At 73.0% G+C, this 22,903-nt stretch carries 25 protein-coding genes; 19 read left to right on the top strand and 6 right to left on the bottom strand.

From position 1 onward, the window contains the following. Positions 1-21 precede the first annotated feature (21 nt). The 5 genes from lspA (at position 22) to ACWER9_RS15560 (ending at position 5,244) form a co-directional block, all read left to right on the top strand. On the top strand, positions 22-636 hold the full coding sequence (gene lspA, locus ACWER9_RS15580; protein WP_452302475.1) for a signal peptidase II: 615 nt from the start codon (positions 22-24) through the stop codon (positions 634-636). Further along, positions 633-1,577, top strand: a complete 945-nt coding sequence (locus tag ACWER9_RS15575; RefSeq protein ID WP_452302474.1) for an RluA family pseudouridine synthase — start codon at positions 633-635, stop codon at positions 1,575-1,577. The genes lspA and ACWER9_RS15575 overlap by 4 nt, the downstream gene beginning before the upstream one ends. Positions 1,578-1,619: 42 nt before the next feature. Further along, the gene (locus ACWER9_RS15570; RefSeq protein WP_452302473.1) at positions 1,620-2,648 is read left to right on the top strand and encodes a hypothetical protein; all 1,029 of its coding nucleotides are present in this window, start codon (positions 1,620-1,622) and stop codon (positions 2,646-2,648) included. A 74-nt stretch (positions 2,649-2,722) separates the two neighbouring features. After that, complete coding sequence (locus ACWER9_RS15565; protein WP_452302472.1) at positions 2,723-4,357, top strand: AAA family ATPase; 1,635 nt, start codon at positions 2,723-2,725, stop codon at positions 4,355-4,357. 56 nt (positions 4,358-4,413) lie between these two features. Then, positions 4,414-5,244 carry a DUF2567 domain-containing protein gene (locus tag ACWER9_RS15560; RefSeq protein WP_452302471.1) on the top strand — a complete coding sequence of 277 codons (831 nt, stop codon included), beginning with the start codon at positions 4,414-4,416 and terminating at the stop codon, positions 5,242-5,244. On the opposite strand, the gene ACWER9_RS15555 is transcribed toward ACWER9_RS15560, so the two are convergent. Continuing rightward, complete coding sequence (locus tag ACWER9_RS15555; protein WP_452302470.1) at positions 5,159-5,863, bottom strand: LON peptidase substrate-binding domain-containing protein; 705 nt, start codon at positions 5,861-5,863, stop codon at positions 5,159-5,161. The genes ACWER9_RS15560 and ACWER9_RS15555 overlap by 86 nt on opposite strands. Positions 5,864-5,969: 106 nt before the next feature. On the opposite strand from ACWER9_RS15555, the gene hisD reads away from it, so the two are divergent. The 12 genes from hisD (at position 5,970) to hisF (ending at position 14,181) form a co-directional block, all read left to right on the top strand. Next, on the top strand, positions 5,970-7,292 hold the full coding sequence (hisD, locus tag ACWER9_RS15550) for a histidinol dehydrogenase (RefSeq protein WP_452302469.1): 1,323 nt from the start codon (positions 5,970-5,972) through the stop codon (positions 7,290-7,292). Further along, positions 7,289-8,371 (top strand): histidinol-phosphate transaminase, encoded by a 1,083-nt coding sequence (locus tag ACWER9_RS15545; protein WP_452302468.1) that lies wholly within the window; start codon positions 7,289-7,291, stop codon positions 8,369-8,371. Before hisD ends, ACWER9_RS15545 begins: the two co-directional genes overlap by 4 nt. Beyond that, entirely contained in the window at positions 8,368-8,979 is a 612-nt protein-coding gene (gene hisB, locus ACWER9_RS15540) for an imidazoleglycerol-phosphate dehydratase HisB (RefSeq protein WP_366608757.1), read from the top strand. Before ACWER9_RS15545 ends, hisB begins: the two co-directional genes overlap by 4 nt. A 58-nt stretch (positions 8,980-9,037) precedes the next feature. Beyond that, positions 9,038-9,208, top strand: coding sequence for a hypothetical protein (locus ACWER9_RS15535; protein WP_452302467.1), 171 nt, complete (start codon positions 9,038-9,040; stop codon positions 9,206-9,208). Positions 9,209-9,221: 13 nt separating this feature from the next. Then, a complete protein-coding gene (hisH, locus tag ACWER9_RS15530; protein ID WP_452302466.1) occupies positions 9,222-9,854 on the top strand; it encodes an imidazole glycerol phosphate synthase subunit HisH in 633 nt (210 codons plus the stop codon). A gap of 36 nt (positions 9,855-9,890) precedes the next feature. Continuing rightward, on the top strand, positions 9,891-10,214 hold the full coding sequence (locus tag ACWER9_RS15525) for a hypothetical protein (RefSeq protein WP_452302465.1): 324 nt from the start codon (positions 9,891-9,893) through the stop codon (positions 10,212-10,214). A gap of 14 nt (positions 10,215-10,228) precedes the next feature. Beyond that, entirely contained in the window at positions 10,229-10,954 is a 726-nt protein-coding gene (gene priA, locus ACWER9_RS15520; protein ID WP_452302464.1) for a bifunctional 1-(5-phosphoribosyl)-5-((5-phosphoribosylamino)methylideneamino)imidazole-4-carboxamide isomerase/phosphoribosylanthranilate isomerase PriA, read from the top strand. Continuing rightward, a complete protein-coding gene (locus ACWER9_RS15515) occupies positions 10,951-11,340 on the top strand; it encodes a RidA family protein (RefSeq protein ID WP_452302463.1) in 390 nt (129 codons plus the stop codon). Before priA ends, ACWER9_RS15515 begins: the two co-directional genes overlap by 4 nt. A 71-nt stretch (positions 11,341-11,411) precedes the next feature. Further along, positions 11,412-11,858 (top strand): MarR family winged helix-turn-helix transcriptional regulator, encoded by a 447-nt coding sequence (locus ACWER9_RS15510; protein ID WP_452302462.1) that lies wholly within the window; start codon positions 11,412-11,414, stop codon positions 11,856-11,858. A 5-nt stretch (positions 11,859-11,863) separates the two neighbouring features. Continuing rightward, positions 11,864-12,295 (top strand): organic hydroperoxide resistance protein, encoded by a 432-nt coding sequence (locus tag ACWER9_RS15505; protein ID WP_433321067.1) that lies wholly within the window; start codon positions 11,864-11,866, stop codon positions 12,293-12,295. A gap of 46 nt (positions 12,296-12,341) precedes the next feature. Then, on the top strand, positions 12,342-13,337 hold the full coding sequence (locus ACWER9_RS15500) for an NADP-dependent oxidoreductase (RefSeq protein WP_452302461.1): 996 nt from the start codon (positions 12,342-12,344) through the stop codon (positions 13,335-13,337). Between the two features lie 76 nt (positions 13,338-13,413). Continuing rightward, complete coding sequence (gene hisF / locus ACWER9_RS15495) at positions 13,414-14,181, top strand: imidazole glycerol phosphate synthase subunit HisF (RefSeq protein WP_452302460.1); 768 nt, start codon at positions 13,414-13,416, stop codon at positions 14,179-14,181. A 5-nt stretch (positions 14,182-14,186) separates the two neighbouring features. Here hisF and ACWER9_RS15490 read toward each other — a convergent pair whose 3' ends face one another. Continuing rightward, entirely contained in the window at positions 14,187-14,648 is a 462-nt protein-coding gene (locus ACWER9_RS15490; RefSeq protein ID WP_196924558.1) for a hypothetical protein, read from the bottom strand. Positions 14,649-14,749: 101 nt separating this feature from the next. Beyond that, entirely contained in the window at positions 14,750-15,421 is a 672-nt protein-coding gene (gene yczE / locus ACWER9_RS15485) for a membrane protein YczE (RefSeq protein ID WP_452302459.1), read from the bottom strand. 59 nt (positions 15,422-15,480) lie between these two features. Here yczE and yczR point away from each other — a divergent pair, with 59 nt between their 5' ends. Next, entirely contained in the window at positions 15,481-16,935 is a 1,455-nt protein-coding gene (yczR, locus tag ACWER9_RS15480) for a MocR-like transcription factor YczR (protein ID WP_452302458.1), read from the top strand. 66 nt (positions 16,936-17,001) lie between these two features. Here yczR and ACWER9_RS15475 read toward each other — a convergent pair whose 3' ends face one another. From ACWER9_RS15475 to ACWER9_RS15465, 3 genes are all read right to left on the bottom strand, one after another. Beyond that, positions 17,002-18,828, bottom strand: coding sequence for an AMP-dependent synthetase/ligase (locus ACWER9_RS15475; protein ID WP_452302457.1), 1,827 nt, complete (start codon positions 18,826-18,828; stop codon positions 17,002-17,004). Between the two features lie 137 nt (positions 18,829-18,965). After that, positions 18,966-19,841, bottom strand: coding sequence for a terpene synthase family protein (locus ACWER9_RS15470; RefSeq protein ID WP_452302456.1), 876 nt, complete (start codon positions 19,839-19,841; stop codon positions 18,966-18,968). A 199-nt stretch (positions 19,842-20,040) separates the two neighbouring features. Continuing rightward, on the bottom strand, positions 20,041-20,670 hold the full coding sequence (locus tag ACWER9_RS15465) for a TIGR03085 family metal-binding protein (RefSeq protein ID WP_452302455.1): 630 nt from the start codon (positions 20,668-20,670) through the stop codon (positions 20,041-20,043). 162 nt (positions 20,671-20,832) lie between these two features. Here ACWER9_RS15465 and ACWER9_RS15460 point away from each other — a divergent pair, with 162 nt between their 5' ends. Then, positions 20,833-22,716, top strand: coding sequence for an ABC transporter ATP-binding protein (locus ACWER9_RS15460; RefSeq protein ID WP_452302454.1), 1,884 nt, complete (start codon positions 20,833-20,835; stop codon positions 22,714-22,716). Positions 22,717-22,903: the final 187 nt, after the last annotated feature.

The following is a 22,903-nucleotide window of genomic DNA, read 5'->3' as shown; positions in this document are numbered from 1 at the left end:
AAGACTGTCGATGGGGAGCGCATGACCGCAGCACCGTCCGCCGAACCCGGCCGCACCGACCCGGGCGGCGGCACCCGCCGGCCCCGGGCCGTCGCGCTGCTCGCCGGAGTCGCCCTGGTGGCCCTGCTGGCCGATCTGGTCACCAAGCACCTCGCGCTCGCCGCGCTTACCGACCGGGAGCCGGTCCGGCTCCTCGGCGGGGCCGTCTACCTGAGCCTGACCCGCAACAGCGGCGCGGCCTGGAGCATCGGCGCGGACCACACCTGGGTCTTCCCGCTGATCACCATCGGTGTGGTCGGCTGGATCGTCTGGATGGCACTGCGCCTGCGCTCGCTGCCCTGGGCGGTCTCCCTCGGCCTCGTGCTGGGCGGCGCGTTGGGCAACCTCGTCGACCGGATCTTCCGGGCGCCGTCCCCCTTCCACGGGCACGTGGTCGACATGATCAGCCTCTTCGACCCGTACGGTCAGGTCTGGCCGGTGTTCAACCTGGCCGACAGCTCGCTCGTCTGCGGCGTGCTGCTGGCCGTCCTGTTGGAGCTGACCGGCCGCCAGCGTGACGGGCGGCGGGCGGGGCGCGACGGCGACCCGACCACCACCGACGCCGCGCCCGGTGCCGAGCAGCGGGAGCGGGCATGACCTCCGCGTTCGCCGCTGGCGGCGACCACCGTTCCCTTCCGGTTCCGGACGGCCTCGACGGCATGCGCCTGGACCAGGCGGTGTCCCGCCTGTTCGGGCTCTCCCGCACCGCCGCCGCAGCCCTTGTCGACGGCGGCGACGCGCTCGTCGACGGCGCCGCCCGGCCCAACTCGCACAAGGTCAAGGCCGGCTCGTGGCTGGACGTGACGCTGCCGGCCCCGGTCGCACCGCCGACCGTGGTGCCGCAGGCGGTGCCCGGCCTGCGGGTGGTCTACGCCGACGACGACATCGTCGTGGTCGACAAGCCGGTGGGGGTGGCCGCGCACCCGAGCCCGGGGTGGACCGGGCCTACGGTGATCGGCGCGCTCGCCGCGATCGGGCACCGCATCTCCACGAGCGGCGCCGCCGAGCGGCAGGGCGTGGTGCACCGGCTCGACGTGGGCACCACCGGGATCATGGTGGTGGCCAAGAGCGAGCAGGCGTACACGGCGTTGAAGCGGGCGTTCAAGTACCGCGAGGTGGACAAGGGCTACCACGCGGTGGTGCAGGGTCACCTGGACCCGCTGCGGGGCACCGTCGACGCACCGATCGACAGGCACCCCACGCACGACTACCGGTGGGCGGTGGTCTCCGGTGGCAAGCCGAGCATCACCCACTACGACACCCTGGAGGCGTTCCCGGCGGCGAGCCTGGTCGACGTCCGGCTGGAGACCGGCCGGACCCACCAGATCCGGGTGCACTTCTCCACCCTGCGGCACCCGTGTGTGGGTGACCTCACCTACGGCGCGGACCCCACCCTCTCGGCCCGTCTCGGCCTGGCCCGACAGTGGCTGCACGCCCGCGAACTGAGCTTTTTGCATCCCCGAACGGGGGACGAGGTCCGGTTCGTCAGCGACTACCCTGACGACCTGGAACGTGCGCTCCAGGTCCTGCGTGACTGAGCGGCGACCGCCCGACACCGCTTCACAGAGGGGATCCCGCCCGTGCGCGCCGGCAACCTGCTGCGGCAACTGGACCAGCGGCTGCTGCCGCCGCTGACCCGGGCCGTGGCCCGGCTGGGCGACCGGCCGTCGCGGTCCGGCGTGCTCAGTTGGGCCGCCGTGCTCTCCGCGGCGGCGGTGCTGGGAGCCGCCGTCTGGGCCGTCGACGACGCCCCGGTGGGCGACCGGACAGTCGGCGAGGTGACCCGGGTCGGCGTTGTCGACGGCGACTCCGTCCCCGGCTACCTGCGGTCGGCCGCCGCCGACCTGGCCGCGCTGCCCGCGTCCGCCCCGGCCGCCGAGGGCACGTACGCGCTCGTCACGCTCGACGCGTACCTGCCACCGCAGCGGCTGGCGACGGTGTTCGGCGACGTCGGGGTGTCGACAGTCTTCGGGCGGGTTCCGCTGCCCGGCCGGCAGACCGAGATCGTCAAGATCCCCGCGCTGCGGGTGCCCGACGACGTGGTCGCCGGGATGGCACAGGTGGCGGCCCGCAAGGAGACGGAGGCCGCCGACTACCGGGCCAGGGCGGCCGCCGTCGACGGCGACGGGGTCGGCGAGCGGGAGCTTCGGGAGCAGTACGTCACCGGTGCCGAGGTGGCCGCCGCCGAGGCCGCCGCGTACCGCACCGGCTGCGCCTGCCTCTACGCGGCGGTGGTTCGCGCGACGCCGGTGGCGCTGCGCGGCGTCGCGGCCCGTCCGGACGTACGGGCTGTCGACCCTGCCCCGGAGGTGTACCGGCTGGACCGCACGGTGTTCACACCTCCCCTGCCGGAGCAGCGTGACGTGGTGGTTCCGCCGGCCGACACCGGGCCGACCCCGGTACCGACCGAGGCCGAGCGGCCGGCGCCGGTGATCAGCGCACCGGCGCCCTCGGCACCCGTGGGCGAATCGTCGGAACCTGCACCAGTCGTGACGATTCCGTCACCCGAACCGTCGACGCCGGAACCCACCGGCTCGGCGCCGCCGAGCGTCACGACCTCGCCGGACGCCACCGTCGCCGAGCAGTCGTCGCCATCGCCGTCGTCGTGATCTGCACCGGCTGGTGTGCGCTCCGAGGTGTGGTCCGAATAGGGTTGGGTTCGTAGCCTGTCAGACAGAGATCGATGGCGCTGGGAGGGCGGGCCGTGGAGGGCAGTGAGACCGGCTGGGGCCGGCCGGCCGAACCAGCGCCGCGGTGGCGTGCGTTGTTGGACCGTGCCCGGTTGGGCGGTCGCGGCGCGGAGCAGACCGAACCGGACCGGCGCGCCGACGAGTCGCCACCGGACCCACTGCCACGGCGTGCGGCCCCCAACGGCTACGCCGGGCGGGCACCCGCCATCGGGCATCCGGCCGACCTGTCGTACGGCGCGGAGCCTGGCTACCGCGCCGAGGCGACCTACCGGGTCGACCCCGCCTATCGGGCTGAGCCGGGCTATCGTGCCGAGCCGGACTACCGCGCCGAGCCGGCGTACCGGACCGAACCGGGCTACCGCGCCGAGCCGGACTACCGGGCCGAGCCGGCGTACCGGCCCGAGCAGCCGGACTACCGCGCGGAGCCCGGCTACCGGGCCGAGCCGGGCTACCGGGCCGAACCGGACTACCGGGCCGCGCCCGGCTACCGGGCCGAGCCGGACTACCGCGCCGAGCCGAGCTACCGGGCCGAGCCCGAGCCGCCGCCACGTGGCCCCGAGCCGATCCCGTCGCGCTACGCGTTGCTTGACAACGGCTACCGGCCGGGCGACCCGCCGGTGGAGTCGCGGTACGCGTTGCTGGAGACCGGCTACCAGCCCGAGACCGGCTATCCCGCTGCCGCTCCCGCGCTCCCGCCGGTCGCCCCACCGCCCGCGCCGCCGGTCGCCCCGCCGCCGGTCGCCCCGCCCCCACCTGCCCCGGCGGTCGCCGAACGTGCCTACCCGGCCCGGGTCGAGTGGCGGCCGCACTCCGTCGACCAGGAGCAGGAGCGCGCCAACGGGGTGCTCCAGCGCGACCTGGGCACACCCCGGGTGTTCGCCTTCGCCAACCCCAAGGGCGGGGTGCACAAGACGACCGCCACCGTGCTCGCCGCGGCGACTGTCGGCAGCGTGCGCGGCAAGGGCGTGTTGGCCTGGGACGACAACGAGCTGCGCGGCACCCTCGGCCTGCGCGCCGGCAGCGCCCGGCACGCCCGGACCATCCGGCACCTGATCAGCGACCTGGCCCAGATCGAGATCCTGGAGGGCGCGACTCTGCTGGACCGGCTGGACGACTACCTGCGGCACGCCTCCGACGGCTCGTACGACGTGCTGGCCGGCGAGGAGAGCCCGCGCTTCGCCCAACGACTGGACCAGTTCACCGTCCGGCGGGTGCTGGAGTTGCTGCGGCGTACCCACGACGTGGTCTGTGTGGACACCGGCAACAACGTGGAGAGCCCCAACTGGCGCACCGTGATGCAGGCCGCCGACCAACTGGTGGTGACGACGGTGCCCCGCGAGGACGCGGCGTTCAGCGCGGACTGGATGCTCGACCTGCTGCACGAGGAGGGCATGGGCGAGTTGGCGGACAACGCGATCACCCTCATCTCCTGCCCGACGCCGGGGCGCTCGACGCTCCAGGACGACCTGGAGCGGCACTTCGCCACCCGTACCCGGGGAGTGGCAGTGGTGCCGTACGACCCGGCGCTGGAGACCGGGTCGTCGATCGAGTACCACCAACTCCAACCGGAGACCCGACAGGCGTGGCTGCGGGCCGCCGCGATGATGGTGGAGCCGTTCGCCCGGTGAGCTGGTCTGCCGCCACCGGAGCCCCGCTCTCCCGACGGGCCTGAGAGGATCATCGGGTGAGCACGGACAACCCCGATCCCGAGCGGGCCGTCGACGAGCCCGACCAACCCTCGCCACCCCGTACCCCGGGCGCGACACCGCCGGGGGTCGACCCGGTCGCCGACGCCGCGCCGGTCGGGTCCGGCCCGGCCCAGCCGCCTGCCTCGGCGGCGTACGCAAGCGTGCTGGAGCTTCGGTTCGACGAGCCGCGGCGTCCGGGGCGTGCCGTGGCGACGGTGCTCGGCGTCGTGCTCGCGCTTGCCGCGCTCGGTGTGCCGCTCGGGCTGCTCTGGGCCGCGCTCGCGCCGGACACTCCGGTGCTCAAGACCGCCGAGGGGGCGATCTACGCCGAGCCGCAACCGGAGCAGCCGATCGCCGCCGACGGGTGGTTCAGCCTGCTCGGGCTGGCCTTCGGGCTGCTCGTGGCGCTCGCCCTGTGGTTCGTGCTGCGTCGGCGGCGCGGCCCGGTCGGGCTGCTCGCCGCAGTGCTCGGCACCCTGGTCGCCGCGCCGGTGGCCTGGCAGGTGGGGCGACGGATCGGCCTGGCCACCTTCGACCGGTTGCTGGCCACCGCCCCGGCCGGGCAGGCCTTCAGCAAGCCCGCCGACCTGCGGGCCGGTGGGGTGGACTGGCTGCTCGGTGTGCTCCCGGTGCCGCACGGCAACCTGCTGCTGCCGGCGTTCGGGGCTGCGGTCATGTACACGCTGCTGGCGGGCTGGTCACGGTGGCCGGGCCTGCGCCCGGAGCCCGAGCCGGGGGAGTTCAGTTGGGTGTCGGCGGGGACGCCAACTCCGCAAGCGGCACCGGAACCGCCCGCACCTGACGCAGCAGAGCCGCCTCGCGGTTGAGTAACCGCAGCTCGGCGCGGAGCCGGGAGGCGGTGTCGTCGATCGCCAGCAGCCGTTGCCGGTCGTCGACGGTGAGTGCGGCGGTCGCCGCCACCAGGTGCGAGAGCACTGTCGGGTCCTCCGGCAGCTGCTCGGAGATCTCCTCCGGGTCGGAGCGGATCAGGCCGAGGTACTGCCGGAACACCGCGATCACCCGGGCCGCCAGCAGGTCGGCGACCTCGTCCGGGCCGCCCTGGTCGGGCAGCCACTCGACGTCGGCCGTCAGGTAGGGCTGCGCGCTGTCGTCGACCTCGGCGATCCGGAACCGACGGCGGCCGACCGTGACGATGTCGAAACCCCCGTCGGCCAGCTCGGTCACCTGGCGCAGCTCGGCGGTGCAGCCCACCTCGTGCAGCGTGACCTCGCCGACGCCAGGCGTCGCCCGCGCGCCCGGACCTGCGGGCGCGACCTCCCAGCCGGCCTGGATGGCCACCACGCCGAACTCACGCGGCGCGCCCTCGGGCAGGTCGACAAGGTGTCGGACCAGTGCCCGGTAGCGCTCCTCGAAGATGTGCAGCGGCAGCACCAGGCCGGGAAAGAGCACCGTTGCGAGCGGGAACACCGGCAGCCGTGCGGTCACATGGTCGAGCCTAACCAATCTCGTCCCGCCGGGCGTGGCCCGGCTCACCGTCCCGGCGTACGGGCGGCTCGGGTGGACGTCGGGACGGCCGCCTAGACTCGCAAGGGTGCTGAATCGGATCGACCTGCGCGACGGTCTCGGTGACCCGCGCCGCCTGCTGCCCCGTGCCCAGCTCGACGTGTCCGTCGCCGTCGAGCGCATCCGGCCCCTGGTGGAGGCGGTCCGTGAGCATGGGTACCCGGCGATCCGGGAGGCCAACGAACGGTTCGGTGGCATCTCCCCGGAGGTGCTGCGGGTGCCGGTCGAGGCGATCACCGAGGCCGAGGGGGTGCTCGACCCCGGCGTGCGCGCCGCGCTGCTGGAGTCGATCACCCGGGCCCGTCGCGTGCACGCCGACCAGCGGCGCACCGATCACGTCACGCAGGTGGTGCCGGGCGGCACGGTCACCGAGCGGTGGCTGCCGGTCGACCGGGTCGGCCTCTACGTGCCCGGCGGCCTGGCGATGTACCCGTCGACCGTGGTGATGAACGTGGTGCCCGCCCAGGCGGCCGGTGTGCGGTCGCTGGTGGTGGCCAGCCCGCCGCAGAAGGACAACGGCGGCCTGCCCGACGCCCGGGTGCTCGCCGCGTGCGCGCTGCTCGGCGTCGACGAGGTGTACGCCGTGGGCGGGGCCCAGGCGGTGGCGATGCTGGCGTACGGGGCGGCGGTCGACCCGGCGGGTGAGCTGCGGTGCGACGCGGTCGACCTGATCACCGGCCCGGGCAACATCTGGGTGACCGCCGCCAAGCGGCTGCTGCGCGGTGTGGTCGGCATCGACGCCGAGGCCGGGCCGACCGAGATCGCCATCCTGGCCGACGACACGGCCGACCCGGCGCACGTGGCCGCCGACCTGATCAGTCAGGCCGAGCACGACCCGCTCGCCGCGAGCGTGCTTGTCACCCCGTCGGTGACGTTTGTCGAGGCGGTCGAGGCGGAGCTGGCCCGGCAGGTGCCGGCGACCAAGCACGCCGATCGGGTGACCACGGCGCTGACCGGCGAGCAGAGCGGCGTGGTGCTCGTCGACGACCTGGAGGCGGGGCTGCGGGTGGTCGACGCGTACGCGGCCGAGCACCTGGAGATCCAGACGGCCGACGCCCGGGAGTGGGCGCTTCGGGTTCGCAACGCCGGGGCGATCTTCGTGGGCGCCTGGTCGCCGGTGTCGCTCGGCGACTACTGCGCGGGGTCCAACCACGTGTTGCCCACCGGCGGCTGCGCCCGGCACTCCTCCGGGCTGTCGGTGCAGTCGTTCCTGCGCGGCGTGCACCTGATCGAGTACACCGAGGCCGCGCTGCGGGACGTGGCGCCGCACGTGGTCACCCTGGCGAACGTCGAGGACCTGCCCGCACACGGCCAGGCGGTCCAGGCCCGTTTCCCGGGAGGGTCGGCGTGACCAGTCTTGAGGACCTGCCGATCCGGGACGACCTGCGCGGGCTGTCACCGTACGGGGCGCCGCAACTGGATGTGCCGGTGCGGCTCAACACCAACGAGAATTCCCACCCGGTGCCGGAGCCGGTGGTCGAGGCGATCGGCAAGGCGCTCGCGGCCGAGCTGCGTGAGCTGAACCGCTACCCGGACCGGGATGCGGTGGCGCTCCGCGCCGACCTGGCCGAATACCTCGGGCACGGTCTCACCGTCGACCAGGTGTGGGCGGCCAACGGCTCCAACGAGATCCAGCAGCAGTTGCTCCAGGCGTTCGGAGGGCCGGGGCGCACCGCGCTCGGCTTCGTTCCGGCGTACTCGATGCACCCACTGCTGGCCCTCGGCACCGGCACCCGGTGGGTGCCCGCCGAGCGCGGCGTCGACTTCGGGTTGACCGCCGACGACGCGGTCGCCCAGGTCCGCGAGCACCGACCGGACGTGGTCTTCCTCTGCTCGCCGAACAACCCCACCGGCACGGCACTGGACCCGGCGGTGATCGCCGCCGTGCTCGACGTCGCGCCCGGCATGGTGGTCGTCGACGAGGCGTACGCCGAGTTCGCCCGGCCCGGCACGGTCAGCGCCCTCGCGGTGCTGCCCGGCCACCCGCGGCTGGTGGTCACCCGGACGATGAGCAAGGCATTCGGCTTCGCCGGCGGCCGGCTGGGTTACCTGGCCGCCGACCCGGCGGTGGTACGCGCGGTGCAGCTCGTCCGTTTGCCGTACCATCTCTCCGCGCTCACCCAGGCCGCCGCGCGCGCGGCGGTGGCCCACCGCGACGCCCTTCTCGGTACGGTGAGCGCGATCATGGCGCAGCGGGACCGGATCGTGGCGACGCTGCGCGAGCGGGGGTTGCGGGTCGCCGACAGCGACGCCAACTTCGTGCTCTTCGAGGTGGGCGGCGACCAGGGCGTCGTCTGGAACGCCCTGCTGGCGCAGGGGGTGCTGGTCCGTGACGTCGGCCTGCCGGGCTGGCTGCGGGTGACCGCCGGCACCGCCGCCGAGACCGACGCCTTTCTTTCTGCTCTTTCTGCAATGGAGACTTCGCGATGAGTCGGACCGCCCGGGTGGAGCGGATCACCAAGGAGACCAAGGTCCTCGTCGAGATCGACCTCGACGGCACCGGAGCCGCCGAGATCAGCACCGGCGTCGGCTTCTACGACCACATGCTGCACCAGATCGCCCGGCACGGCGGCTTCGACCTGACCGTGCGCACCGTGGGTGACCTGGAGATCGACGCCCACCACACGATCGAGGACACCGCGCTCGCCCTGGGTGCGGCGTTCGACCAGGCGCTCGGCGACAAGGCCGGCATCCGGCGGTACGGTTCGGCGACCGTGCCGATGGACGAGGTGCTGGTCCGGGCCGCGGTGGACCTCTCCGGTCGGCCGTACGTGGTGCACGACGAGCCGGTGCTCGCCCCCTACATCGGGCCGGTGTACGCGACGAGCATGACCCGGCACATCTGGGAGTCCTTCGGTCAGGCGGCCCGGGTCACGCTGCACGTCGACGTGCTGCGGGCGGCCCGGCCGGGCGGTCACCCGGACGCGCACCACGTGGTGGAGGCGCAGTTCAAGGCGGTCTCCCGCGCGTTGCGCGAGGCCACCTCCATCGACCCGCGGTCCGCCGGGTCGATCCCGAGCACGAAGGGCGCGCTCTGATGAGCGCGAGGAGTGCAGCGCAGCGGAGCCCCGCAGTCGCGAATGGAAGAGGGCTCTGATGGGTGCCGCGTTGCCGACGTTGTTGCTGATCCTGGCCGGGGTGCTCGTGGGTGGCACCTGGTCGCTCTACCGGCAGGGCGCGCCGAAGGGGGCCGTGCTGGTCACCGCGGCGCTCGCGGTGCTCGCCACGGCCGCCGGGTTGCTGCGGCTGCTGCCGGAGAACGGGTGATCGGGGTGGCGACATGAGTGACGTGGTGGTGCTCGACTACGGCTCGGGCAACCTGCGTTCGGCGGAGCGGGCGCTGGCCGCCGCCGGGGCGGATGTGCGGGTGACCGACGACCTGGCCGCGGCGGCTGCCGCCGACGGTCTCGTGGTGCCGGGTGTGGGCGCGTACGCGGCGTGCATGGCGGGGATCGAGGCGCTCGGCGCCGGCCCGGTGATCGCCGAACGGGTGGCCGCTGGCCGGCCGGTGCTCGGCATCTGCGTGGGCATGCAGGTGCTCTTCGAGCACGGCGACGAGCACGGGGTGGTGACCAAGGGGTTGGGGCTGCTGCCCGGCGGGGTGACCCGACTGGCGGCCACCCGGTTGCCGCACATGGGCTGGAACACGGTTCGGGCACCCCGGGAGTCGGTGCTGTTCGCCGGGTTGGCGGAGCAGAGCCGGTTCTACTTCGTCCACTCGTACGCGATGGGCGACCCGGTGGCGCTTGCCGCCGCCGGCGCCACGGTGACCACCGCCCACCACGACACGGACTTCGTCGCGGCGGTGGAACGCGGCTCGTTGTCGGCGGCCCAGTTCCACCCGGAGAAGTCCGCCGACACCGGTGCCGCGCTGTTGCGCAACTGGCTCGCCACGTTGTCCAACGGTGGCTGAGCGTCGTCGCGCGGTGCCCGACCGACGGGTGTCGCGGTGAGCCGGGAGCGCGCCCGCCGGCGGGCGGAGCGGGAGGCGGAGCAGGCCCGGGAGCGGGCGGTCCGGCAGCGCCGGGTCGCCCGTCGGCAGCGCCGCCGCGCGGTGGTGCGTGGCCTGACGCCGCGGCTGCGGCGGGGGCGCTCCGGGCGGCTGGCCCGGCACACCCGGGGTGAGCGTGCCGCGATCGTGCTGCTCACCGGCGCGGCGTTGATCCTGATCTGGTCGTTCGTCGACAGCCTGGCGTTGCGTATCGCGCTGATCGTGCTGTTGCTGCTCGTACTGCCGGCGATCGTGGTGATCGCCCTGGACCGTCGTACCTGACCGAGGAGAAGACTGTGAGCCTGACCCTGTTGCCCGCCGTGGATGTCGCCGACGGCCGGGCCGTTCGGCTCGTGCAGGGCGCTCTCGGGAGCGAGAGCACCTACGGCGACCCGTTGGACGCCGCGTTGGCCTGGCAGCAGGATGGTGCGGAGTGGATCCACCTGGTCGACCTGGACGCGGCGTTCGGGCGGGGCACCAACGCGCACCTGCTCGCGGAGGTGGTGCGCCAGTTGGACGTGAAGGTGGAGCTGTCGGGTGGCATCCGCGACGACGAGTCGTTGCGCGCGGCGCTGGGCACCGGGGCGGCCCGGGTGAACATCGGCACCGCCGCGCTGGAGGACCCGGTCTGGTGTGACCGGGTGGTCGCGGAGTACGGCGACCGGGTGGCCATCGGGCTGGACGTGCGGGGTCAGATCCTGTCGGCGCGGGGGTGGACCCGGGACGGTGGTGACCTGTACGAGGTGCTGGAGCGGCTGGACAAGGCGGGTGCGAGCCGGTACGTGGTCACCGACATCACCAAGGACGGCACGATGCGCGGGCCGAACCTGGATCTGCTGCGCGAGGTGTGTGCCCGCACCGACCGGCCGGTGATCGCCTCGGGCGGGGTGTCCACGTTGGACGACCTGCGGGCGTTGGCGACCCTGGAGTCGGTCGGGGTGGAGGGCGTGATCGCCGGTAAGGCGCTCTACGCGGGTGCCTTCACGGTGGCCGAGGCGCTGCGGACGCTGGCCGAGGCGTGACGGTCACCCGGCTGGGGTCTGGCGGCCCGTGGGAGCAGCACTACGGCTACTCCCGGGTGGTCCGGGCCGGTGACCGGGCCTTCACGGCGGGCTGCACGTCGACGGTGGACGGTCAGGTGGTGCACGTCGGTGACGCGGCCGCGCAGACCGCGCAGGCACTGCGGATCGGCCTGGCCGCGCTCGCCGAGGTGGGTGCGGAGCCGGGCGACGTGGTCCGGACCAGGATGTACGTGACGGACCGGTTGCACGCCGACGAGGTGGGCCGGGCGCACAACGTGGTCTTCGGTGCGGTCCGGCCGGCGGCGACCCTGGTGGTGGTGGCCGGCCTGCTGGACCCGGAGCACCTGGTCGAGGTCGAGTTGGAGGCGTACCTCGGCGATCGCTGAGGTGTGCCCGGCCGAGCCATGGTCGGCTCGATTAGATTGTGCACAACTTAATTGTGGGCTACGGTTCAACGGTGACCGATGACCTGGTGCTGCGCCGGCAGGTGTGCTTCGCGCTCTACGCCGCGTCGCGCGCACTCACCGACGTCTACCGGCCGATCCTCGACGAGGTCGGGCTGACCTACCCGCAGTACCTGGCGCTGCTGGTGCTCTGGGAGCGCCCCGACGACGCCCCCACGGTGTCCGAGTTGGGTGCCGAGCTGCGACTCGACTCCGGCACGCTCTCCCCGCTGCTCAAGCGGCTGGAGGGGGCGGGCCTGGTGGTGCGGCGGCGGTCGGCCCGCGACGAGCGGCGGGTCGAGGTCGGCCTCACCGAGCAGGGCCGGGCGCTGCGCGAGCAGCTCTGCGACGTCCCGTTGCGGATCGCGCAGGCGACCGGGCTGGGTCTCGGTGAGCTTGTCGCGCTGCGCGACACCCTCACCCGGGTCACCGACACCATCCACCGACAGAAGGAGCAGTGACCATCATGCAGGTTCTCTACACCGCGTCCGCGACCGCCAGCGGCGACGGCCGGGACGGCCACGTCGAGACCTCCGACGGCACGTTCACGCTCGACCTGGCCGTGCCGAAGGAGATGGGTGGCGCGGGTGGTGCGGCCAACCCCGAGCAGCTCTTCGCCGCCGGCTACGCGGCCTGCTTCCACGGCGCGCTGCGCCTGGTGGCCCGGCGAGCCAAGGCCGACGTGACCGGTTCCGTGGTCGGCGCCGAGGTGGGCATCGGCCCGAACGGCAGCGGCGGCTTCGGGCTCACCGTGCAACTCGTCGTCGACCTGCCGGCCGTGCCCCGCGAGGCCGCCGAGCAGCTTGTCGAGCAGGCCCACCAGGTCTGCCCGTACTCCAACGCCACCCGCGGCAACATCGACGTCACGCTCACCGTTCGCGAGACCCTGCCCGCCTGACACCGCGGCGCAGCCCCCCATCCGCGGACGAGAGGACGACCACCCCGTGACCAGCAACCGCGAGATCCACCTGGCCAGCCGCCCCCAGGGCTGGCCCACCGACGACAATTTCCGACTCGTCGAGACCGACGTCCCGACGCCGGGACCGGGCCAGATCGTGGTCCGCAACCAGTACATGTCCGTCGACCCGTACATGCGCGGACGGATGAACGACGTCAAGTCGTACGTGGCGCCGTTCGCGCTCGACGCGCCGCTCGACGGTGGCGCGATCGGCGAGGTGGTGGCCAGCGAGGCAGCGGAGATCGCCGTCGGCGCCACCGTCCTGCACGGGCTGGGCTGGCGGGAGTACGCGCTGCTCGACGCCACCGCCGCCCGTCCGGTCGACCCGGATGTCGCCCCGGTCAGCGCGTACCTGAGCGTGCTCGGGATGACCGGGCTGACCGCGTACGCCGGGCTGCTCGAGGTGGCCGCGATGAAGCCCGGCGAGACGGTCTTCGTCTCCGCCGCGGCCGGCGCGGTGGGCAGCCTGGTCGGCCAGATCGCCAAGCTCAAGGGCGCCGGCCGGGTGGTCGGCAGCGCCGGCTCGCCGGCCAAGGTCGAGCGGCTGCGGGCGCTCGGCTTCGACGCGGCGTTCGACTACCACGACGGGGTCCGTGAGGGGCTGCGGGAGGCCGCCCCGGACGGTGTCGACGTCTACTTCGACAACGTCGGCGGCGACCACCTGGAAGCCGCGATCTCGGCCATGAACCTGCACGGACGGGCCGCCATCTGCGGCATGATCGCGCAGTACAACGCCACCGAGCCGCCGGCCGGGCCGCGCAACCTGGCGCTTGTCATCGGCAAGCGGCTCACCCTGCGTGGCTTCCTGGTCAACGACCACAACGACGTGCGGGCGGCGTTCGTCCGCGACGTCGCGGGCTGGCTGCGCGAGGGCACGCTGTCCTACGACGAGACGATCGTGGACGGCATCGAGAACGCCCCGGCCGCGTTCCTCGGCCTGCTGCGCGGCGACAACCTCGGCAAGATGCTCGTCAAGGTGTGAATCCCGATCCGACGCGCGGCGGTGGCCGGCCTCACAGGTCGGCCGTCGTCGCGCGTGCGGAGGATAGGCTCGCGGCATGACGGTGGCGGTACGGGTGATCCCCTGTCTGGACGTGGACGCCGGGCGGGTGGTCAAGGGGGTCAACTTCCTCGACCTGCGGGACGCCGGCGACCCGGTGGAGTTGGCCGCCGCGTACGACCGGGCCGGTGCGGACGAGCTGACCTTCCTCGACGTCACCGCGTCCTCCAGCGACCGGGGCACCATGCTCGACGTAGTGCGCCGCACCGCCGAGTCGGTGTTCATCCCGCTGACCGTCGGCGGTGGCGTCCGGCAGGTCACCGACGTGGACACGCTGCTGCGCGCCGGAGCGGACAAGGTCGGCGTGAACACCGCCGCCATCGCCCGTCCGGAGCTGATCGCCGAGATCGCCGACCGGTTCGGCCGGCAGGTGCTCGTGCTCTCCCTCGACGTCCGACGGGCCCCGAGCGGCGTGACGCCGAGCGGCTTCGAGGTCACCACCCACGGCGGTCGACGTGGCACCGGCATGGACGCCGTGCGGTGGGCGGCCCGGAGCGCCGAGTTGGGCGCCGGCGAGATCCTGCTCAACTCGATGGACGCCGACGGCACCAAGGCGGGCTTCGACCTGGAGCTGATCGCCGCGGTGCGGGCGGTGGTGGACGTGCCGGTGGTGGCAAGTGGCGGCGCCGGCGAGGTGGCCCACTTTCCGCCGGCGATCGGCGCGGGCGCGGACGCGGTGCTCGCCGCAAGCGTCTTCCACTTCGGCGAGCTGACCGTCGCCGAGGTCAAGGACGCGCTGCGAGGCAGCGGCCACCCGGTGCGCTGAGCCGCTCAGCGCTCGCCGGAGTGCCCCTCCGGTGACCGGCGTGGGCTGGGGATCGAACGGACCGCGTACTCCTGGACGGCGGCCGCGTGGTCGGCCTCGTCCAGGATCCAGTCCGCGCTGCCGGGCGCGTGCCGCCGGGTCAACACACCCTGCACGGTGTCCACCATGGTCGCCACGCCAGCGCGCGGGCGGGTACGCCACAGCTGCTCACCCTCGGCGGTGATCCGGAACCAGCCGTCGGCGACGCTCACCAGCCCTGCGCCGACCAGCCGCTGGACGGCGGCCTCCACCTCGTGTCGCTGCGGGATCGCGTGGTTGAGGTGGTCGGCGGTGGAGAGCACGTCGGTCAGGCGGACACCCTCCGGCCGTCGACTTGTCGCCGACCGACGGTGCCGTCCTGCCCCGCTCGCGATCACGAGCGACACGAAGATCCAGGCGTCGTTCCAGCGCCAACCGTTCTCCCCCATGCACAGATGATGACGGCGCGCGTCGCGGAAGGGAACACCCACCCGCGAACCGGTGCGTGGCACCACCGCCACGTACTGGTTCGCAGACGGTCGGTGAGGGTTCAGCCGGTGGGGGTGGCCGGTGCGGCGCTACCGGGCGGGGGTGCGGCGCTGTCGGGCGTAACGCCCTCCGGTACGGCGAACAGCGGGATGAAGAACTGGGCCAACGGACCGATGGCCAACGCGTACGCGACGGTGCCCACGCCGACCGTGCCGCCGAGCAGCGCGCCCAGCGCCAGCACGGTGACCTCGATGACCGTGCGCACCAGCCGGATCGACCGGCCGGGCCGGCGGGCCACGTACCCGGTCATCAGACCGTCGCGGGGGCCGGGCCCCAACCGGGCGCCGAGGTAGAGGGCGGTGGCGGCGCCGTTGGCGACGATCCCGGTGACGAGCATCGCGATCCGGACGCTGAGCGGGCCACCCGGGGGCAGCAGGGCCAGTGTGGCATCGACGACCAGGCCGATCACCACGACGTTGCTGACCGTGCCGAGGCCGGGCCGTTGCCGCAACGGGATCCAGAGCAGCAGGACCAGCGCGCCGACGCCGATGGTGACGGTGCCGAAGGAGAGCCCGGTCAGCTTGGCGAGCCCCTGGTGGAACACGTCCCACGGGTCGAGGCCCAGCTGGGAGCGGATCATCAGGGCCATGCTGACGCCGTAGAGCGCGAGCCCGAGGTAGAGCTGGACCAACCGCCGAACCGGCCGGTGCCGCAGATTGCCAAGCAGTGCCATGCATGCCACCCTAGGTGCCAATCCTCCTTGAGGAAGAAGCCAATATCCAGGGAGTGGCTATGAACGGGCAGGTGCGCGGCGTCCAATTGGCCCGTCTGCTCGGGCAGTGGCATGCCCTGCCGGGCCGCCGACGCAGCCCCGACTACGCCGCGCTCGCCGGCTCGGTGCGCGGGCTGCTCGCCGACGGCCGGCTGCCGCTCGGCGTCCGCCTACCGGCCGAGCGGGAGCTGGCCGAGGCGCTCCGGATCAGCCGGACCACCGTCACCGCCGCCTACCGGCACCTGCGCGAGACCGGGCACCTGGCCAGTCGTCGGGGCGCCGGCAGCTGGACGATGCTGCCCGGCAACCACCGGGTGGCCAGCACCGGGCTGTGGACCCCGCTGGACGACCGGGAGATGCTCGACCTCGGCGTCGCGGCGCTGGCCGCCCCGCCGCAGTTGCTGTCGGCCGCCCAGGCCGCCACCGAGGACCTGCCCCGCTACCTGAGCGGGGCCGGTTACCACCCGACCGGCATCATCGAGCTGCGCGAGGCGGTGGCCGACGCGTACACCGCCCGAGGGCTGCCCACCTCGGCCGACCAGATCATGGTCACCAGCGGCACCCAGCACGCACTGGACCTGGTGCTGCGGCTCGCCCTGACCCCGGGCGGCACCGTGCTTGTGGAGTCCCCGACCTACCCCAACGCCCTCGCCGCGCTTGCCGGTCGGCGGGCCCGGATCACCACCCACGGTCTGGCCGCCGACGCCGGCTGGGAACCCGACCTGCTGCTTGGCAGTCTCCGGCAGACCCGACCCAAGCTGGCCTACCTGATCCCGGAGTTCCAGAACCCGACCGGGCACCTGATGCCCGCCTCGCTGCGCGAGCACGTGGTGGCCGCCGCACACGCGGTCGGCACCGACCTGATCATCGACGAGTCCTTCGTGGACCTGTCGATGGACGGCACCGAGGTGCCACCCCCGGTCGCCACCTACGACCGGCACAGCCGGGTGGTCAGCATCGGGGGGATGAGCAAGCCCTTCTGGGGCGGGCTGCGGATCGGCTGGGTGCGCGCGTCCGCGCCGCAGGTGCAGCGGCTGGCCGCCGTGCGGGTCGGGGTCGACATGGCCAGCCCGGTGCTTGACCAACTGGTCGCGGTGCACCTGCTCGCCGACGCCAAGGCCATCGTCGCCGACCGCCGCGTCCAGTTGGCCGTCCAGCGTGACGCACTGCTCGGCGCGCTGGCGCACCGACTGCCGGAGTGGCGGGTCACCGTGCCCCGGGGCGGCGTGACGCTCTGGGCCGAGTTGGACGGCCCGGTCTCGAGCGCCCTGGCCCGGGCCGCCGAGGAGGTCGGCGTACGACTGGCGCCCGGCCCCCGGTTCGGCCTGGACGGCACCCTGGAGCGCTTCCTGCGGCTGCCCTTCACCCTGCCCGCCGCGGACCTCGTGGAGGCCGTCGGGCGGATCGCGGCGATCCGCTACGACCTGGACCGGACCGGCCACCAGCGGTGGCGCGAGACGGCAGTCATCGCCTGAGCGCCACGCCGGCCACGAACGCCGGTGGCCCCGCGCCCGAACGGGCGCGGGGCCACCGGCGACGCGTCAGAGTTCGGCGAGGGTGCCGGCGTACATCTTGTCGATCTCGGCGGCGAAGTTGCTCTCCACGCCACGCCGCTTGATCTTCAACGACGGGGTGATCTCGCCGTCCTCGATCGTCAGGTCGCGCGGCAGGATCGCCACCTTCTTGATCGTCTCCCAGCGGTTGAGCTTGGCGTTGAGCTGGGCGACGTACTCCTCCACCATGGTCTGCGCCTCGGCCGAGGCGACGATCTCGGTGTAGCTGCGCCCTTCGAGGGGCCCGCCGGCGACCCAGCCCCGGATCGCGTCCGGGTCGAGGGTGACGAGCATCGTGCAGAAGTTGCGGGCCTGACCGACGACGACCGCCTGCGAGGTGTACGGGCAGATGGCCTTGAACATGCCCTCGATGTGCGACGGCGCGATGTACTTGCCGCCCGAGGTCTTGACCAGGTCCTTCTTGCGGTCGGTGATGCGGAGGTAGCCCTGCTCGTCGAGGGTGCCGATGTCACCGGTGCGGAAGAAGCCGTCCTCGGTGAACGAGGCGGCGGTCTCCTCCGGCAGGTTGTGGTAGCCGCGCATCACCGGTCGACCGCGCACCAGGATCTCGCCGTCGGTGTCGATCGTGCACTCCAGGTCGCCCATCGCCCGGCCCACAGTGCCGATCCGCAGCCCGTCCGGGGGGTTGACGAAGTTGCCGGCGCTGGTCTCGGTCAGGCCGTAACCCTCGGAGATCGGCAGGTTCGCGGCGGCGAAGAAGGTGGCGATCTCCGGGCTGAGCGGTGCGGCGCCGGACACCAGCACCCGCATCCGGCCACCCAGACGGGCCTGGAGCTTGCTGAACACCAGCTTCTCGGCCAGTCCGTAGCGCAGCTTCAGCCCGCCCGGCACCGGCTTGCCGGCCTGCTCCAGGGTGACCTTCTCCTTGCCGACGCCGACGGCCCAGGCGAAGATCTTCGCCTTCGCGCCGCCCGCGTCCTGAGCGGTGGTCACGGCCTTGTTGTAGACCTTCTCGAACACCCGTGGCGCACCGCACATCAACGTCGGACGGATGACCGAGAGGAGGTCGACGAGCTTGTCCACCCGACCGTCGACGTAGGTGGGCAGGCCGACGTGGATGGCGCCGCACAGCAGGGTCTTGCCGAACGAGTGGGCCAGCGGTAGCCACAGGTACTGCAGGTCGTCGTCGCGCAGCAGCCCGACCTCCGCCTGTGCCACGGCCTCCCAGCACCAGCCGCCGTGCAGCAGCTCGACGCCCTTGGGTTGGCCGGTGGTGCCGGAGGTGTAGATCAGGGTGGCCAGGTGGTCCGGACCGATGCCGGCCACCAGCATGTCGATCAGATCCGGTTCGGCGGCAAGCGCCTGGGCACCGCGTTCCTCCAGGTCGGCGAGCGTCAACTGCGCAACCCCGGCGCTCGGGTCGACATCGCCGTCGAGCAGCACCACGTGGGTGAGCGCGGGCAGGGTCGCCCCGGCGATCTTCGCCGCCTGGGCCGGGTTCTCCGCGAACAGCACCTTCGACCCGGAGTCGGCGATGATGTAGGTCGCGTCGGCCGGCTCCGTGGTCGGGTAGACGGTGGTGGTCGCGCCGCCGGCGCACATGATGCCGAGGTCGGCGATCACCCAGTCCAGCCGGGTGTTGGCGAGGATCGCGACCGGGTCCTCCTGGCCGACGCCCAGGCCGTGCAGGCCGGCGGCGACCGCCCTGGCGCGCTGGCCGACCTGCGCCCAGGTCAGCCAGACGGGCCCCGAGTCGTCGGGGTTAGGGGACGCGAACGCGTGTCGGTCGGGGGTGGCCGCCACGCGCTTGAGGAACATGTCCGGGATGGAGCGGTACGGTACATCGAGAGCCATCGCTGTAGCCGCCTTCGGGGGTGGTGGCGTGACGGTCGTCACGTCATGATGGTTACCGAAGAGTATTGCCTGTCCCCGTGCATCGGCTAGACCTGGTGATCGTCCGGCGGCCCCATCCCACCAACAGGTACGGCCGATCAGGCGTACCGGGCAGCCACCACTGACCAGTCGTAGGTGGCCCGGACCCAGTTGCGCCTGGCGCTCAGCGCGGCACGGATCCCGTCGTCACCGGCGGCCAACAGCGCCTCCTCGGCGTCCAGGTACGTCGCCAACCCCTGGTTGAACCGGTGCGCCGCACTCCGCAGCGCGGTCACCTCGTCGGCGTCGCTGTCCTGGGCGATCACCGTCACCAGGTTGTGCGCGTCCGGGTCGGCCTTGCTCTCCTTGCCATAGGAGAAGAGGTCGTTGCACCAGCAGACCAGGTCGACCGCAAGCAGGTCCAGGGCGACAAGCCCCGGGTCGGCCCGCTGGGTCGGCCCGGAGGGTCGCGTCGACGCCAGGTCGGTCAGGGTGAGGCAGGGGTGCACGCCGCCGATGTGCCGGCGTAGCTGGAGGTACTCCGCGAACTCGGGTACCCGCCGACGTTCCCGGTTGCCGGCCTCCCAGAGCAGCGCCAACAGGTACTCCCGCATCTGGCTGACGAACCGCAGCAGCAGTGCCGCGTGGTCGTGCAGCCGGGTCCGGCGGCAGAGGTCGTGCAGCGCGTCACCGAGCGGCCCGACGGCCGGCGGCACGATGTCCGGGTCACCGCACTTGTCGAGGACGTCGAGCAGGGTGCTGATCGCCGGGCCGAGTCGGACCGGGTCGGCGCCGAGACCGTCCTCGTCGCAGGCGTCGTCCATCACGAAGAGCCAGCTGATCAGGTCGGTGAGGAGCCGCAACCCCTCCACCGAGCCGTCCGGGCAGGCGCGGCCGGCCAGCCCGGCGGCGTCGGCCCGTTCCAGGCGGTGCACCCGTTGACTGGAGTCGACCAGACCGAATGCGCGCGCCCACTCGACGCTCTCGCTCGCCACCTGCTCCGTGGCGCCATGGCGCCCCGTGGGAAACGGGGGCTCCCGCAGCGCCGAGATCGCGAAACTTCGCACAGTGCGCCCCCACTTCGTGCCGCCCGGCGCGGAGCGGCGCGCTGAAGCGTACGGGAGGAGGTATCAGCGTGTTTCGCTGGGTGTGGGAAATTCCACAGCTATTCCGTGACCGTTTACGCACACACGGTCACATGCCCAGGTGGGCGGCGCGCAGCTGACGAGCCGCCTCCACCGAACCGTTCAGCTGGACCCGGGCCACCCGTTGCCGGCCGGAGAAGAACAGCACCAACTCGGCGGGGGCGCCGACCAGGCGCAGCCGCTCACCACCGCGACCGACGGAGACCTCACCGTGGCCGGGCGCCTGCACGAAGAGGTCCGCGGCGAAACGGCGCAACGCCAGCCGGGCCATCGGGGTGGCACGTTTCCAGAGCGCGCTCTGCAGACCGGTGGGCAGGTCGCGCGGTTGCCATCCGGAAACGGCCCGCCGGACGTCCTCGTGGTGGATGAAGAACTCCATCGTGTTGGCCACCTCGTCGGTCACCGGGTTGCTGACCGGGCTCCACAGCGGTGGTCGTCGCACCTGCGCCACCAACTCGGGGTAGGGCTGTGCGGCGAGCCGCTGACGGACCCGCTCGGCGTAGCCGCGCAGCGCCGGCAGCACGATGCCACCCGCCGCGTCCGGACGGCGCTCGCGCAGCACCAGATGCGCGGCCAGGTCACGGGTCGCCCAGCCCTCGTTGATCGTCGGGGCGGTCGGCCCGAGGGCCAGGAGAAGGTCGGCCAGCGCCTCGCGCTCGGCTCGGGCGTACCGCGGCATGGCCCGATCGTAGGCCCGGTGGCTCGTCGGCGCGCGGCGGCGGACGTCCCCGGCACACCGCCGGCCGGCACGTGATGGTCGACATATCCGGTCGGGGTCGGCGGCGCTGGCCCCGACCAGTAAGGATGAGGGAGATAATTGCGGCTTACGGCGGGGGAGAGCGTGGCGAGCACAACAAGTCGGGACGTTCTCAGTCGAGGGCTGGGGGTCCTGCGGCAGGCGATTCGGGAGCAGCCCCGCATCTTCGCGGTGGCGGTCGTCGGCAGCGTGCTCTTCGGCGGGATGATCATTGTCAGTGCCCGGGTCGTCGGGGCGGTCATCGGCGAGGTGGCGCTTCCGGCGATCGAACGCGGCGAGGTGGGCGCGGGCACCCTGGCGCTGGCCGCGGCCGCGTTGTTCGGGATCAGCGTGCTGCGGGTGGCAGGCATCTTCGGCCGCCGACTCGGCGCCGGCTACATGCAGTACCGCCTCCAGGCCTCCTACCGCCGCCGGGTGACCCGTCGCTACCTGGAGCTGCCGCTGTCCTGGCACCACCGCAACTCCACCGGCACCCTGCTGTCGAACGCCAACTCCGACGTGGAAGCGGCCTGGTACCCGATCGCGCCGCTACCGTTCGCCGTCGGCACCCTGGTGATGCTCGTCGGCGCGATCGTGTCGCTGTTCGCCACCGACTGGGCGCTCGCCCTGGTCGGCCTCGCGGTCTTCCCCGCGCTGTTCGCGCTCAACGTCGTCTATTCCCGCCGGATGGCCCCCCGGCAGGCCCGCGCGCAGCGCCTGCGCGCCGAGGTCAGCGGGATCGCCCACGAGAGCTTCGACGGCGCCCTGGTGGTCAAGACGATGGGCCGCGAGGCCCAGGAGACCGCCCGGTTCGCGGGCCGCGCCGGTGAGCTGCGCGACTCGCTGATCGCTGTCGGCCGGCTGCGCGGCATCTTCGACCCGCTGCTGGAGACACTGCCCAGCCTCGGCACCCTCGCCGTCCTGGTGGTCGGGGCGTTCCGGCTGCGGCAGGGCGCGATCAGCGTGACGGAGCTGGTCAGCGTGGCATTCCTCTTCACCGTGCTCGCCTTTCCGGTGCGGGCCATCGGTTGGGTGCTGGCCGAGTTGCCGCGCAGCGTCGCCGGCTGGGACCGGGTCCGCCGGGTCCTCGACGCGACCGGCGAGATGCCGTACGGGCAGCGGGTGCTCGCCGCGGCCGGCTCCGGCCCGGCCACGCTCAGCTTCGCCGACGTGCACTACTCCTACCCGCCGGCCGAGGCACACCCGCCCGGCGCGCAGGTCCTCGGCGAGGTCGGCTTCACGGTGCCGTCCGGCCGGACGGTGGCCCTGGTGGGGCCCACCGGCGCCGGCAAGTCGACTATCACGTCGCTTGCGGTGCGCCTCGTCGACCCGGACTCCGGCACGGTGTGCCTGGACGGCGTGGACGTGCGGGAGCTGACCTCCGCGTCGCTGGCCGGCACGGTGGCCCTGGTCGCCCAGGTGCCCTTCATCTTCGACGACACGGTCCGCGCCAACATCGCCCTCGACCGGCCCGGCGTCGACGACGAGGTGGTCTGGGCGGCGCTGCGGTTGGCCGAGGCGGACGGCTTCGTCGCCGCGCTCCCCGACGGTCTGGACACCATGGTCGGCGAGCGGGGCACCTCCCTCTCCGGTGGTCAGCGGCAGCGGCTCACCCTGGCCCGCGCGCTTGCCGGTCGGCCGCGCCTGCTGGTGCTCGACGACGCGACGAGCGCTGTCGATCCTCGAGTGGAGGCGGCCATCCTGGCGGGGCTGCGGTCGTCGACCGCAGAGGCGGGTGTCCCGGCCGCGTCGATCCTGGTGGTGGCCTACCGCCGGGCCACCATCGCGCTCGCCGACGAGGTCATCTACGTGGAGCAGGGACGGGTGGTCGCCCGGGGCACCCACAACGAGTTGTTGGCCACCGTGCCGGGGTACGTCGACCTGGTGACCGCCTACGAGCAGGCCGAGGTCGACCGCGCGCAGGAGAGTTCGTACGACGACGACGTGGCGCCTTTGCCGTCGGGCCTGGAAATCGAGGTGGACCGGTGAGCGCGAGGAGTGCAGCGAAGCGGAGCCCCGCAGTCGCGAACGAAAGGCGGGCCCGGTGAGCGCGAGGAGTGCAGCGAAGCGGAGCCCCGCAGTCGCGAACGAAGGGCGGGCCCGGTGAGCGCGAGGAGTGCAGCGAAGCGGAGCCCCGCAGTCGCGAACGAAAGGCGGGCCCGGTGACGGCAACGGT

The organism is Micromonospora sp. NPDC003944 (assembly GCF_053605225.1).
This window is presented reverse-complemented; position numbering and strand designations above follow the sequence as displayed.

What these genes read in the sequence shown, in the direction of transcription:
- lspA (WP_452302475.1), top strand. Translation starts at nt 22, where the DNA reads ATGACCGCAGCACCGTCCGCCGAACCCGGCCGCACCGACCCGGGCGGC.
- ACWER9_RS15575 (WP_452302474.1), top strand. Translation starts at nt 633, where the DNA reads ATGACCTCCGCGTTCGCCGCTGGCGGCGACCACCGTTCCCTTCCGGTT.
- ACWER9_RS15565 (WP_452302472.1), top strand. Translation starts at nt 2,723, where the DNA reads ATGGCGCTGGGAGGGCGGGCCGTGGAGGGCAGTGAGACCGGCTGGGGC.
- hisB (WP_366608757.1), top strand. Translation starts at nt 8,368, where the DNA reads ATGAGTCGGACCGCCCGGGTGGAGCGGATCACCAAGGAGACCAAGGTC.
- ACWER9_RS15535 (WP_452302467.1), top strand. Translation starts at nt 9,038, where the DNA reads ATGGGTGCCGCGTTGCCGACGTTGTTGCTGATCCTGGCCGGGGTGCTC.
- hisH (WP_452302466.1), top strand. Translation starts at nt 9,222, where the DNA reads ATGAGTGACGTGGTGGTGCTCGACTACGGCTCGGGCAACCTGCGTTCG.
- ACWER9_RS15505 (WP_433321067.1), top strand. Translation starts at nt 11,864, where the DNA reads ATGCAGGTTCTCTACACCGCGTCCGCGACCGCCAGCGGCGACGGCCGG.
- hisF (WP_452302460.1), top strand. Translation starts at nt 13,414, where the DNA reads ATGACGGTGGCGGTACGGGTGATCCCCTGTCTGGACGTGGACGCCGGG.
- ACWER9_RS15490 (WP_196924558.1), bottom strand. Translation starts at nt 14,648, where the DNA reads ATGGGGGAGAACGGTTGGCGCTGGAACGACGCCTGGATCTTCGTGTCG.
- yczE (WP_452302459.1), bottom strand. Translation starts at nt 15,421, where the DNA reads ATGGCACTGCTTGGCAATCTGCGGCACCGGCCGGTTCGGCGGTTGGTC.
- yczR (WP_452302458.1), top strand. Translation starts at nt 15,481, where the DNA reads ATGAACGGGCAGGTGCGCGGCGTCCAATTGGCCCGTCTGCTCGGGCAG.
- ACWER9_RS15475 (WP_452302457.1), bottom strand. Translation starts at nt 18,828, where the DNA reads ATGGCTCTCGATGTACCGTACCGCTCCATCCCGGACATGTTCCTCAAG.
- ACWER9_RS15465 (WP_452302455.1), bottom strand. Translation starts at nt 20,670, where the DNA reads ATGCCGCGGTACGCCCGAGCCGAGCGCGAGGCGCTGGCCGACCTTCTC.